Annotated in this window: 15 protein-coding genes, 2 tRNA genes and 1 pseudogene; 5 read left to right on the top strand and 13 right to left on the bottom strand. The window is 45.2% G+C overall.

From position 1 onward, the window contains the following. Positions 1 to 6 precede the first annotated feature (6 nt). Complete coding sequence (locus ACFSVM_RS05430; RefSeq protein ID WP_379260793.1) at positions 7 to 3,741, bottom strand: alpha-L-arabinofuranosidase C-terminal domain-containing protein; 3,735 nt, start codon at positions 3,739 to 3,741, stop codon at positions 7 to 9. 203 nt (positions 3,742 to 3,944) lie between these two features. Then, positions 3,945 to 4,466 carry a VanZ family protein gene (locus ACFSVM_RS05425; protein ID WP_076311389.1) on the bottom strand — a complete coding sequence of 174 codons (522 nt, stop codon included), beginning with the start codon at positions 4,464 to 4,466 and terminating at the stop codon, positions 3,945 to 3,947. A 190-nt stretch (positions 4,467 to 4,656) separates the two neighbouring features. Here ACFSVM_RS05425 and ACFSVM_RS05420 point away from each other — a divergent pair, with 190 nt between their 5' ends. Together ACFSVM_RS05420 and ACFSVM_RS05415 are read left to right on the top strand one after the other, a co-directional pair. Continuing rightward, on the top strand, positions 4,657 to 5,673 hold the full coding sequence (locus ACFSVM_RS05420) for a permease (protein ID WP_076311390.1): 1,017 nt from the start codon (positions 4,657 to 4,659) through the stop codon (positions 5,671 to 5,673). 18 nt (positions 5,674 to 5,691) lie between these two features. Beyond that, positions 5,692 to 6,804: a TIGR03943 family putative permease subunit gene (locus tag ACFSVM_RS05415; protein WP_379260790.1), complete on the top strand. Its 1,113-nt coding sequence runs from the start codon at positions 5,692 to 5,694 to the stop codon at positions 6,802 to 6,804. A 24-nt stretch (positions 6,805 to 6,828) separates the two neighbouring features. Here the strand turns inward: ACFSVM_RS05415 and ACFSVM_RS05410 are convergent, their stop codons facing one another. The 4 genes and pseudogenes from ACFSVM_RS05410 to ACFSVM_RS05395 all read right to left on the bottom strand — a co-directional run bounded on the left by ACFSVM_RS05410 (position 6,829) and on the right by ACFSVM_RS05395 (position 10,152). After that, on the bottom strand, positions 6,829 to 8,340 hold the full coding sequence (locus ACFSVM_RS05410) for an FAD-dependent monooxygenase (protein ID WP_090723260.1): 1,512 nt from the start codon (positions 8,338 to 8,340) through the stop codon (positions 6,829 to 6,831). 298 nt (positions 8,341 to 8,638) lie between these two features. Then, positions 8,639 to 8,711 (bottom strand) — tRNA-Lys (locus tag ACFSVM_RS05405). 95 nt (positions 8,712 to 8,806) lie between these two features. Continuing rightward, the gene (locus ACFSVM_RS05400; protein WP_379262883.1) at positions 8,807 to 9,787 is read right to left on the bottom strand and encodes a glycerophosphodiester phosphodiesterase family protein; all 981 of its coding nucleotides are present in this window, start codon (positions 9,785 to 9,787) and stop codon (positions 8,807 to 8,809) included. Next, positions 9,784 to 10,152: pseudogene (locus ACFSVM_RS05395) on the bottom strand (winged helix-turn-helix transcriptional regulator). The gene ACFSVM_RS05400 and the pseudogene ACFSVM_RS05395 overlap by 4 nt, the downstream one beginning before the upstream one ends. A 168-nt stretch (positions 10,153 to 10,320) precedes the next feature. On the opposite strand from ACFSVM_RS05395, the gene ACFSVM_RS05390 reads away from it, so the two are divergent. Next, complete coding sequence (locus ACFSVM_RS05390) at positions 10,321 to 10,860, top strand: NAD(P)H oxidoreductase (protein WP_379260787.1); 540 nt, start codon at positions 10,321 to 10,323, stop codon at positions 10,858 to 10,860. A 161-nt stretch (positions 10,861 to 11,021) separates the two neighbouring features. On the opposite strand, the gene ACFSVM_RS05385 is transcribed toward ACFSVM_RS05390, so the two are convergent. Next, a tRNA-Ala gene (locus tag ACFSVM_RS05385) sits at positions 11,022 to 11,094 on the bottom strand. 118 nt (positions 11,095 to 11,212) lie between these two features. Then, positions 11,213 to 11,638, bottom strand: coding sequence for a VOC family protein (locus ACFSVM_RS05380; RefSeq protein WP_076311395.1), 426 nt, complete (start codon positions 11,636 to 11,638; stop codon positions 11,213 to 11,215). A gap of 196 nt (positions 11,639 to 11,834) precedes the next feature. Between ACFSVM_RS05380 and ACFSVM_RS05375 the strand changes: the two genes are divergently transcribed. Beyond that, positions 11,835 to 12,560 carry a cupin domain-containing protein gene (locus tag ACFSVM_RS05375; RefSeq protein ID WP_090723268.1) on the top strand — a complete coding sequence of 242 codons (726 nt, stop codon included), beginning with the start codon at positions 11,835 to 11,837 and terminating at the stop codon, positions 12,558 to 12,560. Between the two features lie 153 nt (positions 12,561 to 12,713). On the opposite strand, the gene nrdR is transcribed toward ACFSVM_RS05375, so the two are convergent. Next, positions 12,714 to 13,181 (bottom strand): transcriptional regulator NrdR, encoded by a 468-nt coding sequence (gene nrdR / locus ACFSVM_RS05370; protein ID WP_047909901.1) that lies wholly within the window; start codon positions 13,179 to 13,181, stop codon positions 12,714 to 12,716. 115 nt (positions 13,182 to 13,296) lie between these two features. Here nrdR and ACFSVM_RS05365 point away from each other — a divergent pair, with 115 nt between their 5' ends. Continuing rightward, positions 13,297 to 13,515, top strand: a complete 219-nt coding sequence (locus ACFSVM_RS05365; RefSeq protein ID WP_047909902.1) for an alpha/beta-type small acid-soluble spore protein — start codon at positions 13,297 to 13,299, stop codon at positions 13,513 to 13,515. An 80-nt stretch (positions 13,516 to 13,595) separates the two neighbouring features. Here the strand turns inward: ACFSVM_RS05365 and ACFSVM_RS05360 are convergent, their stop codons facing one another. The 4 genes from ACFSVM_RS05360 to mutM all read right to left on the bottom strand — a co-directional run bounded on the left by ACFSVM_RS05360 (position 13,596) and on the right by mutM (position 16,449). After that, on the bottom strand, positions 13,596 to 14,159 hold the full coding sequence (locus ACFSVM_RS05360; protein ID WP_076311397.1) for a lytic transglycosylase domain-containing protein: 564 nt from the start codon (positions 14,157 to 14,159) through the stop codon (positions 13,596 to 13,598). Further along, positions 14,156 to 14,752 (bottom strand): dephospho-CoA kinase, encoded by a 597-nt coding sequence (coaE, locus tag ACFSVM_RS05355; protein WP_090723270.1) that lies wholly within the window; start codon positions 14,750 to 14,752, stop codon positions 14,156 to 14,158. Before coaE ends, ACFSVM_RS05360 begins: the two co-directional genes overlap by 4 nt. A gap of 10 nt (positions 14,753 to 14,762) precedes the next feature. Further along, complete coding sequence (ytaF, locus tag ACFSVM_RS05350; protein ID WP_076312534.1) at positions 14,763 to 15,446, bottom strand: sporulation membrane protein YtaF; 684 nt, start codon at positions 15,444 to 15,446, stop codon at positions 14,763 to 14,765. Between the two features lie 172 nt (positions 15,447 to 15,618). After that, positions 15,619 to 16,449, bottom strand: a complete 831-nt coding sequence (gene mutM, locus ACFSVM_RS05345; RefSeq protein ID WP_090723272.1) for a DNA-formamidopyrimidine glycosylase — start codon at positions 16,447 to 16,449, stop codon at positions 15,619 to 15,621. Positions 16,450 to 16,510 lie beyond the last annotated feature (61 nt).

Raw genomic sequence — 16,510 nt, 5'->3', positions numbered from 1 at the left:
TCGTTATTATATGAGTTCTAGTACCAGTACATTGACAGAGTTTGCCGGCAGGGAAATAACCGCAGAGGCTTGCTCTACTTCAACCTCTGTTTGATAAGGCTGCACCTTCTCATCGTCTCTCTTGTTCACGTTAGGAACATGAACGAGAGACGCATCTCCTGTCAGAACCGTTAACTGACCTTTGGATGCTGTATTCAAGCTGTCCAGATCAATCTTGATCGATTTACCCGAAGTGTCCGGGTTAACGAGCTTCACATAGACATGCTTCTCGTCTTTCGTCACCGAATGATAGACCTCTCGGTTATAAGCTTCCAGCTTGTAATCCAGCACTTTGCTCGCCTTATGCCCGTCTGTGTAGAAGCAGATGAGGTGTTTGCCATCATTGCCCCCATAATTCACCGTAATGGTATATTCGGTGTCATTTGCAAGCTCTTCGTAGCTTGCCGCACGCAAATTACCTGCTGCAGTACTGGAGGAATAGTCACCCAGCGTGTAGGCTTCAACCCCGTTCTTAAACACTTTGACGCCGGTTGCATTTCCGTTATAGCCGATCGCGTATTCAATGACATTCTTATGCTCTGCTGTAATATCCGTGAGTCCTGCTCCAATGTAAAAACCATCATCCCCAGGCGCCTTCTTCGCCGTAACTTCCACTGTATAATTCGTCCAAGCCTCATTCATGAGGTAGATACCGTTGCGACCGCTTGGCTGAGCTTGGAGGACTAGCCCCTCCTCGGAATCAAGCTCATAACCGGCAGAGCCAGGAATAACCTGCCATTCTGGGCTCAGCGGCTTCGTAAAATCTTGATCCAGCAGAACGCTGCCGTCTGTGTTTGAAGTAACGACGACCCGTTTCACGTGAACCTCTGCTTTTCCAGCTGAGATTTCAATTCCACCGTGCGGAATCAGCTTGGTCTCCTCCCCGTTTCGATAGGTTGTGAATGATGTGGCCAGCCCTTTGGTACCGATATATTTGGCGAAGAGCTGCTGCACGTAATAGTTCGGCGTATACCAGACCGTTTCATCATCAAACCAAATGCAGTCCGGCGTCCAGCGATACAGATTGTCTGTCCGTATTTTATTGAACAATGGAGCGGTCGCCGCAAGTCGGACAACATCTGCATTATTCTCGAAGCTGGTCATAATCGCCGCTTCTGCTACCGCACCCGCCAGTGTATTCTTATCTGTGGAGGCATACTCTCCGACAAACACTTTGGACGTCTCAGTCTCGTTCAAGCTGCCATCTTCGTTATAAGCACGGTAGTAGTAATTGTAACGGTCGGCATTTTCCAGTAAATACTCATTGGAACGGTAGTAATGCTCATCCGCGATGGTATCCATATAATTCGGCTGCTTGCCATACCAAGTGATGGTCTCTTCAATACTTGTCTTGCCATCGGTAAAGCTTACTTGAGCTGAGCCCTCGAGTCCTCCGCTTAGGAATTTCCAGCCCTGCTGGTAAGCATCATCGTCCGCCTGTGCCCCAACGGTAGAGATGATGTGAAGCTCATGATCCGGATAGTACTGCTGCATATGCTCATCAATCGCCGCTTTGAAAATTTCAAAGTTAGCGAAGAATTCTGTTCCCCAGTTCTCGTTCCCTACACCCAGATATCGAAGATCGAACGGCGCTTCATGGCCCATATTTTTACGTAGAGCAGCCCATTCATTCTTCTCATAATCCGTGCTGATCGCAAAATCAATCAAATCTGTAAAATTGCTGATATAGTAGTCTCTCAGCGCTCCTCCGGCTGGATTTGCATAATCAGAACGCGCTTGACACAGCACACCGCAGGCCATAACCGGAAGCGGAGTGGAATTCAAATCCTCAGCCAGCTGGAAGTATTCCATATAGCCAAGACCCATCGTCATCATATAGCCCCAGACGTTATAGTTCTCCTTACGCAGCTCTACATCACGTACGGATTCTTTCCAATCGTAGACATTCTCCCAAATGTGTGAACCTTCGGAGATACAACCACCCGGGAAACGCAGGAATTTAGGATGCAGATTGACCAGTGCCTCAACCAGATCCTTTCGCAAACGATAATTCGGGTTCCCTATATAGTTGGAATGTGCAGTAGCAGAGCTTTCTTCCTCGGCAGCACCCCATACATTCGCTGGAAATAACGAGACCATATCGATCGAAATCTCTCCGCTGAAAGTAAGTGATAACTGTCCCAGTGCATTCTTCGTACCTCGAAGTACGATTGGTGATTCCGCTCCGTATTTCTTCCATTCCCCTGCCTCGACGTGAACAATGACTTTGTCACTAAGTTCCTTTCCATCCTGATCCAGCAGCTGAAGCGTAATGCTCCCGGTTTGCCCCGCTTTCGCCCAGAGGGAGAACAGGTATTCAGCGTCCTTTTTAATAGACATGGCGCAGTTATGGTTCAAATCGTTAAACCCTTTATTATATATTACAGCCCCATCCGCTGCAGTCACATAATAGCTGTTAACATCCTTGTCCTGAATATCAAAATGCTCGTTAAGTCCGCCGCTGTTATGAACCGTGAGTTTATCTGTGTCACCATACCATGCAAAGAGAGCATCACGGTTCCGTCCGGTAGAGACACCGCATTCGCCGCATACATGAGAGTAGCTGTCGTATTCAAACGCTTCAAAGGAGCGGTTCTGCACCAGCTCTGCGTAGATCCCTCCATCAGCCGCATTGTTGATGTCCTCATAGAACAATCCATACATGACCTCACTAATATCAACGACCTCGTTATTTCCTTCAATCGTCAGCGTATGGTCCGGGACACCTTCAGGCAGCACAGAAACGACATAGCTCTGGGAAGCATCATGCTCGCCAGCGCTAAGTTTAGCTGTGAGCGTAACACCAGCAGGCTGTTGGATGTTCTTGTTTACTTTTCCCTGATTCGTAATCGCTTCCGAATCGCTGGAGCTCCACTCTACTTGGACTTTGCCCCCCATAAGTGAAGATGGAAGCTCTATATCGGCTTTGATAATAGAGTTCGGTGCGCTTAAATATTTGCTCTTGGCCAGCTTGATAATCTGTTCATCGGACAGGGATTCGCACATGACCTCGATGACTTCATCCTCAGTAAGCGAAGCTTGATAAATGCGCACATCGGATATAGACCCCTGAAAATCGGCATCCGCATTAAACTGGGATTTCCCAATATAGTTACGATCATAATTCGTACCGTTTGTAAACGTATCAAACCATGCTCTCAGCTTCGCATAGGTTCCACTGGAGGTCTGGCTGATCGTCCCATCCCCAATCGCTTCTCCGTTAGCATATACGACAGGACCCGCACTGCTGAGTGTACCGCCCTCGGTACCCCGAATAGAAATTGCAACATGCATCCATTCACCCGCCGGGAAGATCTTGCCTGGATCTGCAACGATCTCGTCTCCCGCATAGCATACGCCTCTTAAGTTACGGGTCAAGAACAGATACGGGTTTCCTTCCCCTCCACCAAAGTCGATGATACGCTCCCAAACACTGTTAACTTTGCCAGGATGAATCCAGGCAGCTACCGTAATTCCCGTATGATCACTAACTCCCTTCAGCAGATTGGATGGGAGCTCCATATAAGATGTTCCATTGCTCCCGCCTGCCAAAGTTAGTGAAGACCTGCCGTCTACATTATGTATTTCAGGAAGCTTGCTCCCTTTAAGCACACCGTCGTTACCGTTATTTGTTGCATCCTTGCCTGCATTGCTCTCGTCCTCAAACTTGTAATGCGCGATTAGTTGCTCGTTCTTTATCATGCTGCAGCTCTCCTGTCTTGTCATAATAGAAAATTAAAAAAGCAGTCGTTTAATGCATATGCAATCAATAAAGTAATATAAATGCTAACTTATTAATATAATAACTAACATTTAACGAAAACGAAAGCTTTTTTTCTCATATGCAAAAAAAGAAGCCCTATACTAGGGACTTCTTCTGACAGATGGATTTATTCTTGCATTCATCATTCTACTACTTGATTTGAAGCTGCTGATGGTGACTCTTTCTTGATAAACACTCTGCACAGCTTCCAGAGTAAATATCCAATAAACGCCCCAGAGGTGTTAAGCAGCAGGTCATCCACATCAAAGGTCCCCATACTAAAAACAATCTGAGCGCATTCGAGCAGCAAGCTAAAGCTGAAGGATAGAAGCATGACGAGGACAAAGCTCAGCTGTTTGATGATCGTTCCAGCCAAAAATCCAAAGGGGATAAAAATCGCAACATTGCCAAACAAATTGATTAAATTATGCGTTGTCGGATGTTCCAAGCTGTCTTTTATCGTATGCAGCAATATCATATTGGATCTATAGCTCATCGTTTGACTCAGCGAAGCGGGATTCTCTATGACCCTGGATAACATCTGGCCCAATATACTGACATCAACAGCTCCGAATTTAAACAAAATGACCTTGATCACTACATAAGAGTAGAACAGCAGCAAACCTAGTATGAGTACTGGATAGAAATGGATTTTTTGTTTCATAATCATTACTCCCTTGTTGTACACGTGAATTCCTTATGGAATACACAATATACGAATCTTTTTAAGATCAAGGGAATTAATTCTTAATTCTTTCTTAAGAGAATCTCGTAGTTCTTCTTCTAGTATGACCAACATATAGTGGAATAATAGAAAAGTTAATAGAGTCAATATTTTTAAGAGGGAGGTAATTATGTACCGTCTATCACGTATTTCATATGCAGGAATCAGCGGAATCCTTCTGCTCGGTTTCTCATTATTGCTGGTTCTTGTTGTTTCCATGTGGCAGGGAGCACTTCATATTCCATCAAGTCTTCTTCAGCTGAACACCATTTTCATGAGCATACTCATTGAGGCATTACCGTTCGTACTCATTGGGGTGCTGATCGCTGGGGTTATTCAAATCTTTGTGACAGAAGATCATATTCGAAGATGGCTCCCCCGCAGCAAGCCTGCCACGATCCTCATGAGCTGTGTTATCGGAGCCCTCTTTCCCGCCTGTGAATGCGGCATTGTACCGATTACAAGACGGCTTGTTCAAAAAGGGGTCCCGCTCTATGCGGGTGTTGGTTTTATGCTGACGGGTCCGCTCATTAATCCGATCGTCATCGCTTCAACGTACATGGCTTTTGGCAACGATCTGCAAATGGCTGGACTTCGTATGGGCATCGGATTCTTGATTGCATTACTGATTACTTTTGCTGTGAGCATGTCTTTTCAAGGAACTCAATTGAGAAACGCTTCCTCATCGTCCACATCCACAGCTCATCAGCATGCTCACAAGCAGCATACCTCCCCTTCCTTCACTGCTCGCTTTAAACATATGCTTCATCATTCTATTGACGAATTTTTTGACATGGGGAAGTTTCTCATTATTGGAGCCTTCATCGCGGCAGCGGTTCAGACCTTCGTCTCTGCCAAATCCCTTGTCGATATAGGTACAGGTATGGCTTCTTCTACCCTTGTTATGATGGGACTAGCCTATGTTCTGTCGCTATGCTCTGAAGCAGATGCCTTCATCGGTTCATCCTTCCGTCATTTATTCAGCACAACGCCTATTCTCGGATTTCTGATCTTCGGACCGATGCTGGACCTGAAGAACACCATAATGATGCTTAGCGTATTTCGGGCCCGATTTGTTGTCTGCCTTCTTGCTCTTGTCGTGCTGACTATATTTACTACACTCATGCTGCTTCAACCCTATATATAAGGAGGTTACGTCCTGCATATGAACATCAAATGGAACGGACAACAGCTCTTTCGAGCTGGCATCCTGCTATTGTTTTCCATCATGCTGTTTCAGCTGCATTTCACCGGGGAAATATTGAAATTCGTTAATCCAAAGTATGAGCCGCTCAGTCTTAGCGCTGCTGTCCTATTTGCATGCCTATTTCTGATTCAGCTCGGAAGAGGCTGGGACGAGGTAAGTCATGAGCACAATCTCCATGAACATGGCCATCACGAGCACATCGATCATGAGCATAACCATCATGAGCATGTACATCATGAGCATGAACATCATGAGCACCTTCATCACCCTTCTATCGAAAATCAAGACGATTCAATGCAGCGGCATGCACCTCACCATTGCGGAGATGACCACTGTCATCACGATCATGGAGATGGAAAGCTCAATTATAAGAAACTCATCACCTATGCCATTATTATCTTCCCGCTGGCTGCAGGATTTCTTGTGCCTCCCCAAGTTCTGAATGCTTCCATTGCAGATAAGAAAGGCGGCTTGATGCTGTTAACCGGCTCACAGCAGAATTCCGAAGCAACAGAAACAACTCAATCCACAGCGTCAAATGGAGAGCTTGCCCTGAATACTCAGCCCACAGATCTTATTGAGCTCCCTGGATATGAAGAGGCAGTCACAGATGAACATGCAGAGGACGAAGGCGTAATGGAGAACACCGTATCGAGGGATGAGTTTAATCAGATGATGTCGGATTTGGAGGACAAACAATCCATAGTAATGGAGGAGCATATTTTCGCCTCATATTTTGAACGTATTGCTAACACGCCGGATGAATACGCGGGCAGATCCATCCAGCTATCCGGTTTTGTATTTCGAGATGAGGAGCTTTCGGACAATCAACTTGTTATTTCGAGATTTTTAATAACCCATTGTATTGCAGATGCGGCCCTGATCGGATTTCTGGCTGAATTTCCGCAAGCAGCCCGGCTTGACGAGGATACATGGATTGAAGCAACCGGTGTCATCGATACGACGGTGCATAACGGAACTAGGCTGCCCATGATACGCATCACAGAATGGAAGGAATCCGCAGCCCCCGATCAGCCGTATGTCTATCCGCTGAGTGTAAGGATTTTATGAGACGAGTAGTTTAGCTGTGCTTCGTTAGTTCGATATCTTTATTTTTATCTTGTTGAGATAGGCGACAAGCTGTTCCACATTTTGCTCCGCTTGTGCAAAGCCGATATATCCGTCCGGCCGGACGAGAAATAGGGAGCCCAGAGGAATGCCTGCTTTTTTAATAGCCACGATGTTATTAAACTCATGTAATGGAATGGAGTTATCTTCAGCAAACAGGGTTAATTGCGGATTTGCTTGACCATAGACATGAAGCTGCCACTCCATGCATTGTAACGGCTTAAAATTATCTTCTGACATCTGTACCCATGGCAAACGGTCACCTGCCTGCAGATGGCCGGCTTTGCCTTCACTCAGGAGGCTGTCCGGATAATGAATCTTCGTTTGGGACAGGATTTCAAATGCTTTTCTCCGGGCCGGCGGGAGATGGAACAGAACAGGTACAAAATACGGAATAATGACTTCCATGGCTAATTTGGAGTTTATCCCTTTGCCCACCATAATCTGAAAAGCGCGGTCTGTCGTTGCTACAAGGGTCTTCGCAAAACCGATTCTTTCTGTTTCATAGGAATCCAAAATTTGCTCGTCTGCTTCTCCTTGAAGAACAGCGGCGAGCTTCCAGGCCAGGTTCATCGCATCCCCAATGCCTGTATTCATCCCTTGTCCTCCAGCGGGACTATGGACATGGCCTGCATCACCTGCAATAAAAATACGCCCTTTTCGGAAACGCTCACTGACCCGGTGATGAACCTTGAAGGTAGAGAACCAGTTCACCTCTTGAATATCTGCTTCCGTATTTGGTGACGCATAGGGGGCAATGACATTAAAATCATCCGGGAGACCCTGCTCCAGTACCGCTTTCGGTATAATACCGATTAACCTGACATAGCCGGTTGTGCGCACCGGTGCCGTAAGGCAGAATCCGTCATCGTTAAAGCTTATATGCAGACCCTGGATCGGGACAGCGCTCTTCACATCCGCAACATAAAACATTTGTTCATAGGTTCCGCCGGCAAAGGAAAGCCCCAGTCCTTTACGAACGGTACTATGAGCCCCGTCACAGCCACAAATATATTGAAATACGGTCTCCTCGCGCACTCCTTGCTTCTCGAGAACCGCACGAACCCCTTCTCCCTCTTCTCTGAAAGAAACTAATTCCGTATTCCACTCCACACGGTCTCCTCGCTCCTTCAGCGCACTTTCCAGAATGGCCTCATGCTCATCCTGAGGAAGGCTGAGTACATAAGGATAAGGACTGATCCCAAGGCCAATATTCCCCAATTTCATGCTCGCTTTAAGCTCCCCATCTTTACGAATTTGTAGTTCCTGGATGGGAATTCCCCGCTGTGCCAATTCATCTGCAAGTCCAAGCTGCTGGTAATATTCCAGTGTTCGCGCATGGACGACAATCGCTCTAGAGGCTTCCCCCGTTCCACTGTTTTTGTCAACAATTCGAAACGGGATTCCCTGCTTCTGCAATGCCAATGCCATCACTAAGCCGGTTGGACCGGCGCCGACAATCAATACTTGAGGGTTCATATGTCTTATTCCTCCTGCACTTCATCCTGAAATAAGGGAAAAGATTAATTCATATTTACACATTACGAATGATAAGTTTGCTTTATTATAACCTTACGCCATCACTGCTAAGCAATATATATGACCTGAGCATCCCATTATGTACTGTCAGCCGCAATGACTATTGGGATACGAGAATTGGTGTAAGAGCAACATATAAACGCACGCGCAGAAAACTAAAGATACTCAAACACCATTTGATTATCTAGTATAAAACATAAAAAAACCCTTACTCGACGTAAGGGTTTAGTCAGATATATGGACTCTCAGGGACTCGAACCCTGGACCAATTGATTAAGAGTCAACTGCTCTACCAACTGAGCTAAGAGTCCGTAAGCTCATGCCGCTAAGGCAGTTGTTACATTCATGAATGTTAACAACTCAGTAAAATCTATTATAACAGATAATAAATAATAATCAAGCATTTTTATTTAAAAAGTGGAGCAATGCGATCAATACGGTTCGTCCATATACCTCCAGTATAATGATCCGGAAGTTTTTTAATATCCTCTAGTGTATCAAATCCTCCCGAAAAGTCACTTCCATCTCCCGCGACGATCATAATCCGTGTATCCGCTTGTTCCATCCGGCTCAGAAATTTGTCAGGCCACCCCCACAGCAGAGGTGCAATCTTATTCGGAATATGGAGCTGAGTATGCTCGCAGGCGGCAGGCATGTAACCGGTCCAGCCAACAGACAAATAAGACAGCAGACAACTTTTCATCGTGTCCTTCGACATCACCCGAAGCTCAGGTAACCTTTCCTTCAATGCGGCAATGGGCTCGTCACCTCCGTAAACCGCAAGCAGGTTTTGCTGCTGCTTAGGAAGCTTGGATAAATACGCTGCCAGAAGCTCTCCTTCTGCCGGATCACTGCTTTTGACATTAATTAATAACGCTTTATCCGGAAATTGCTCTAACACTTCTGTCATTGATGGCATCTGACCTATTCCCTTTCCCCGAAAAGGGTACGTCTGTCCTCCGTCAGCAGTATAACCATACCCAATATCGAGCTTCTTTAATTCAGCCATTGTATAATCTCGGGTAACTCCCTCCCCATCCGTTCGGCAGCCTATCGTCCAGTCATGAAATACTGCGAATTGATCATCCTTAGTGATGTGCACGTCAAATTCAACGATATCTGCCCCTGCTTGGAACGCAGCATTCATGGATTCGATCGTATTCTCCAAGTATGGATGCTCTGGCTGATGAATTCGCTCTGCCGTACAAGTATCATTCTCGATGCCTTCCATTGCAAAAGTTTGTGCAAGTCCACGATGTGCTAGAAGTATCGGCTCTCCGCTTCCCTGTTTTACGAACAGGGAACTATTATTCAAATAAATTAAGATAACGAGTGCGGCTAAGATCATAAAGGTTTTGCTTCTTATTATCTTCTTCAATCTATTCAGGCAGGATCCCCCTCCTTATCTCCGTTTGGATTCTTGTTTAAGTGAACACTAATATAGTGCTCGCCCCACTCACCCAGTTGGTCTAATATTGACTTCAATGATTTCCCTAATTCACTCATTTCGTAGACAACTTTCGGCGGTACTTGATTATATATCGTCCGAGTAATGATTCCGTCATCCTCCAGTTCTCGAAGCACCTAGGTTAAAATTTTTTGAGATATATCTGGGATTTCCTTCCTAAACTCGCTCGATCTCATTGATCCGCAATTAAAATAACATAAGATCAACAGCTTCCATTTCCCTCCAATGACCTCCAAGGTCGCTTCTGCAGGGATATTATGGACTTGAGTCGATTGCTTCTTCATTATCCACAGTCCTTTAATACAATATAGTAGTTACCTTTCAGTGCCTATAGCACCTAATGGTTCTATAAAAACAAAAAAGTGCGTTATTCCTCTATTTTACATCGTACTGCATAATTAAAATATTATCATAGGAGAGTGTAATAAACATAGAATGGAAGGTGACAAATCGTGAAAGTATTGATCGTTGTATCCCACCCAAGGGTGGATTCCTTAACCTTTTCTGTTGCTCATAAATTCACGCAAGGTCTCATAGATGGAGGTCACGAAACGGAAGTGCTGGATCTGCATCGCAGCGGATTTAATCCCGTACTTGGAGAAGCAGATGAGCCAGATTGGTCGTCTGATCATAAGGTGTATTCGCCTGAAGTAGAAACAGAAATGGAACGTATGAAGAACCATGATGCTCTCGCATACATCTTCCCAGTTTGGTGGTATAGTTTACCGGCTATGCTCAAAGGATATATTGATCGGGTCTGGAACAATGGTTTTGCATACGGTTCAAATAAACTCCATCATAAACAAGTACTCTGGCTTGGTCTAGCAGCAGATTCGAAGGAAGGAATGGAGAAGAGACAATACGAGAAAATGATGAACCAGCAACTGAACATCGCAATAGCTGGTTACTGTGGAATTTTAAATAGCAGGGTTGAAATTCTATATAATACCTTGGATTCTAACTCGGAAACCCAAGAGAGACTGCTTACGTAAGCTTATCATTTAGGACTGAATTATGACAAAGCAAGAACGAGCCCGCTCTAATCCCTTTGGAATGTCCAATTCTTGAACCCACCCACCGAGAGTGTCACCCTGTGACTGCGTAAAGGAAAAAATCCGCAATCCCATATCGGATTGCGGATTTTCTACGGTTATGGAGCCTAGGGGGATCGAACCCCTGACCTCATCGCTGCCAGCGATGCGCTCTCCCAGCTGAGCTAAGGCCCCGCCAAATTAAATACATACAAGACACATATGAAATCATTCATCTTGTACACAAAAAGTAGTGTAACATAACTCGGTATATTTAGGCAATATGTCACCCTACTTTTTATTTTCATCGTTATCAACTCTCTCTTACATCCCAAGCAGGATTCCAGACCACTTCCCACAAGTGACCATCCGGATCCATGAAGTGCCCGGAATAGCCTCCCCAGAACGTTTCATGTGCAGGATCACAGATCGTGGCCCCGGCTTGACGTGCCTGCTCCATTATAGAATCCACCTCATCCTTGCTGCCCACATTATGTCCAATCGTCATTTCAGTCGAGCTAGGAGGAGCTAGCGGCACTTTAGCTTCAAAAGAAAGGTCCCTTCGATCCCAAATTGCCAGCTTCATCCCACCTTGCAATTCAAAAAAGGCAACCGCTCCGTGTTCAAATTCCTTGCCTATGATCCCCTCAGTGGGAAATCCGAGTCCGTCCCTATAAAATTCAAGCGATCTCTCCAGATCATTCACTCCAAGCGTTAGTACGGTTATATAAGGTTTCATAACGAATGCTCTCCTCTACAGTATACATTGCCTTTTTTACTTCTTCCTAAAGTACCCAAACTCCTTGTTGATAAGAATGCTGAAGTGTTCACATATATACGAATGAATTCTCAACTGAAACTCTAGGCACCAACCTATGCTAAGCTGAATAACTTAACTCGTGGATTATAATATCGAAGTGGAGGAATGAATAGCAATGGCAGTGTCTTACATGGATTTTACTTCCCCGGATGTGCAATTTTTTGATGATGTCAATAAAAACCGGTTCTTTACCAAAGACAGTGGTAACTACATTAATGTTCTTGGCCGAACACAACTGAATACACTGGGTAATGCCTCTCTGCTGGATATTACGCTCACTAGAGGAAATGTCGTTGAGCCTCACGTTCATCAGAATGCTTCCGAACTCGTCTATGTTGTTTCGGGAGAAGCGATTGTATCTTTTGTTAATCCTTTTACCAAAGAAGTTCTTAACTTTACGGCTAAACCTGGACAATCGGTATTAGTGCCTCAAGGATGGATTCACTGGGAAGTCGCATCACAGGACAATACAAAAATCATTGCCATTTTTGATGCGCCGGAACCGCTATTTATTGGAATATCTGATTTCCTGCGCCTAGCGCCAACGAACACGATTGCCCATACTTATTGTCTGGATGAAGCCATGCTGAAACAAACTTTGGCTCCCATCAAGGATACGACCGTCATTGGCCCTCCTGCAGACTGCAACAAGTACCATCAGCCGCAAACGGGAGTTCAGGGTACTTCCTACAACAACCACATGATGGCTCCGCAAGGATATCAAGGTCATATGATGCAAGGTCCTCAAAGTATGCAAGGCGCTAACGTTTATCAAGGCCATATGAAAAAGGAAGGCTATTCCCGCCAAGTCATCGGCAATGGACAACGTCAAAATTATTAAGAAGTAATTTGATAAATACGTTGTATAAGACTTACATCAATCCCTTTAAAATAAAAGCCTTCGGAGCTCATAATAATGAGTCTGAAGGCTTTTATTTTAGTTGCTTGAATTGTTGCTTATTTTTCACCTGATTCATTATCATAGCTTTACGATCTAGTCTTCGTTTACACCCTTAGACAACAGCGTCTTTAATTCCTTCATAAACATATTGATGTCTTTAAATTGTCTATAGACCGAAGCAAAACGGACGTAAGCAACCTCATCCACAGGATATAGCTGCTCCATGACGAGCTCCCCGATCTCCCGACTCTCCACTTCGGCAACCGCTGTATTACGTAGAGACTTCTCTACTTCTGACACAATCGAATCAAGCTGCTCCACGGAAACAGGTCTCTTCTCACAGGCACGAATCAATCCTCGCAGCAATTTCTCTCTGCTGAATTCCTCTCTGCTTCCATCCTTCTTGATTACGATCAAAGGTGTCTCTTCAATCGTTTCAAAGGTTGTAAATCTTCGATTACACTTCTCGCATTCTCTGCGCCGGCGTATGGATTTGTTCTCATTGGCTGGGCGAGAATCAAGCACCTTGGTACCGCTATATGTACAGTACGGACACTTCAAGCTCACTCACCTCCTTAATTGTATATAGTTACCAATCATTTTTTAAAATAAAATGTTATGAAAATTCGAGTTGCGAGACATAATACTTTTACCAACCCGCAAGGAGGTGAAAGCAATGGCACAAGGTAATAACTCCAACAACCTGGTAGTATCTAAAGCACACGGAGCTCTCGAACAAATGAAGTACGAGGTTGCTCAAGAGCTTGGAATCAGCATCCCACAAGATGGTTACCAAGGTAACATGACATCTTATGAGAACGGTTCTATCGGTGGTTACATCACTAAACGTCTTGTAACAATCGGTGAACAACAACTAGCTGGACAATTTCACTAATTAGATTTCATTAGAAGTATTGGGCGCGGCTTAATCAGATTAAGCCTGTCCAATGCTTCTTTTGCTATTCACAATGGAATTTAAAATTCCTTATAAATGTCCTTATACTGATTATAATAATAAACGACCCGCTGAACATAGTGTCTCGTCTCACCGATCGGAATTTCCCCAATGGTGTCCAGATGACCGTCCCATTTGCCTTCCTTGATCCAGCTTCCTACATTCCCTTGGCCCGCATTGTATGCAGCAATCGCTGCGATGGGATTGCCTTCGAAATGGTCTGACAGATAATCAAGATACCAGGTTCCCATCTGGATGTTGGCATCCGGTTCATGCTTCAGCTCATCGAGTGTAACATTGTCCAGCCTTGCTGTTTCCAGAATCCAATTAGCTGTGTCGGGCATGAGCTGCATTAAGCCGATCGCACCTTTTTTGGACTCCCTGCTCAGCTTGTAGTTGGATTCTACTCGAATGATGGAAGCGACCAAAAATGGATCCACCTCATAGTTCGCTGAATGGGTGCGAATTTGTTCTTTATAATGGATAGGATAGAACCATGACATCCAGTTCGTATTTAAAAATAGCAGGAGTACAAAGGCAATAAAAAGGACGAGCAGGCTTCTTTTTTTGCGTAGTAGCTTCATGACAAGCCTTTGTCATGCCAAAACTTGATTATTTGCGCCTTCGTTTCTTCCATCGTTCCGCTGTTGTCGATCACAATATCGGCTCTTCGCTTCTTCTCCTCGATATCCATCTGTGCATTCAATCGGCTCAGAGCATCCGCTTCGCTGATTCCATCCCTTTCCATCAGTCGCTTCAGCTGAATTTCAGCGGGTACATAGACCACCATCACCTGCTCAAATTGCTCTGACAGTCCAGACTCATAGAGTAATGGGATATCGGAAACAACCAGCTTATCAGGCTGTTCCTGCTCAAACATCCGCATACGTTCCTGCATCTCTAGCCGAATGGCAGGATGCGTAATGTCATTGAGTGCCTTTAATTCGGCAGAATTCCCAAATACGATTTCTCCCAGTTTTTTTCGATGCAGCGTTCCATCCTCATTCAGAACAGCTTGTCCAAATCTTTCAATCACAGCAGCGAGCACGGGGTGCCCGGGAAGCATCACTTCCCGGGCAATTTGATCGGCATCAATAAGAATGGCTCCGAGGCTCACAAGATACCTGGAAACACTGCTCTTACCCGTAGCAATCCCGCCTGTAAGTCCTATATTCATGTGTTTCACCTCAAATCAGCTTCAATAGACCCATAATAATCAACATCACGGCCGGGAGAGCAGTGAATGAACGAATCCAGCTTGCACTTGCAAACCGAAAGCCTGCTCTTAACCCTAACACAAGAAATGTACCACTGAAAAGTGCGATCATCACAGATGTCAGCAGGGGCGGCAGTCCAAGCAAGGCTGCTCCAAGCCCTGCTCCAAATGCATCTAGTGACAGGGCAATACCTAACCACATCGCTTCATATCCCGAAATACTGCCAGAGTCGTCCATATCTGCAGCTGAAGGTTTCTTTAAGATTTGAATGACGATGCCCCACTTCTGGATTTCCAGTAAAAACACCGTCTTCTTCGATTCCTTCATTATATGCTGCTCGTCTTCATCCCATTCTTGCTCCTCTGTAACAGGCGCGCCGTTTACAGTCTCCTCCTGCCCTGGCTGCGCTGATGCCCTCAGTGATTGAATAAGCGACCACGCACCCATGCCTATAAGAATAATAGCCCCTATATATGAAGCAACATCAGGAGATACGAGGTGCGACAGCAGCACACCGAGCTGCATCGACAGTCCAATCACAAGACCCGAGCATACCGATATAATGACGATGGACAGCCAAGGTATTTTCATTTTTCGAAGACCATATGTAATACCTATACCAAATCCATCAAGGCTTAATGCAAAGGCGAGCATTAGCAGAGTTAATAAATGAGGCACCCTCCATTCCTCCCGTCCGGCTCAAGTTACATCTACCCTTCTTTCTAATTTAAAGGTAGCGAATGTTTGCCTTAACTGCGTTGCCCTAGCAGTATATGGGAACCTGGTCTAAAGGGTGCCTATTCATGCATTTGCTCTCTATGACTTGCTAAACAAGAACCTGACACTTAGGACAGGTATGAGTACCGCGTCCTCCGACGACACTCTTGACAATGATCGTACCGCACTCCGTACAAGGCTCGTCTTTTCTTCCATAGATCTTAAGCTGATGCTGGAACATCCCCATTTCACCCTGTCCGTTAACATAGGACTTGATGGATGAGCCTCCGGCTTGCACCGCTTCAAGAAGTGTATCAATAATGGACTGATGCAACAAAGCGAGTTGCTCTTCACGAAGGGTATTTGCTGGCTGCTCAGGATGTATTCCTGCCCTGAACAATGCCTCATCTACATAGATATTTCCAATTCCGACCACATACTCCTGGTTAAGCAGCGCAATCTTGATCTTCGTCGTTCTTGCTCCGATGACCTTGATAAAAGACTCAAGTGTAAAAGCCTCATCAAGCGGCTCCAGACCAAGCTTCATAAGTGGTTTATTCGCCAAGTCCTCGCCGATCTTGAACAGATGCATGGTGCCAAACTGTCTTACATCCTTGTAACGCAGCTCTGTCCCATCTGAGAAGTGGAACACAACATGGGTATGCTTCTCAAGCGGATCACCCTCTTGATACAATCCATAACGGCCCTCCATTCGCAAATGAGAAACAAGCACGAGGCCGTCAAGCATAATACGCAAGAATTTGCCTCTGCGCTCTACCCCTTGAATCGTGTGGCCTGCTAGCTCCATGGCAAAAGCTTCAATGTCATCCGGCCGCTGAATAATACGCGGCAGATGTACGGTAACGCGATCTATATACTTTCCGACAATGAGTGTATTTAATGTTCTTCTGACGGTTTCTACTTCCGGAAGTTCCGGCATGATGTCTTCACCTCACGTACCATTATACCGGAAGTTTGTACGGACTTGTAACCTAAAATTA

Source organism: Paenibacillus shunpengii (genome assembly GCF_042684905.1).
Classification (GTDB): Bacteria; Bacillota; Bacilli; order Paenibacillales; family Paenibacillaceae; genus Paenibacillus; species Paenibacillus shunpengii.
The sequence above is the reverse complement of the archived record's forward strand: the minus strand, read 5'-3'. Positions and strand labels throughout refer to the sequence as shown.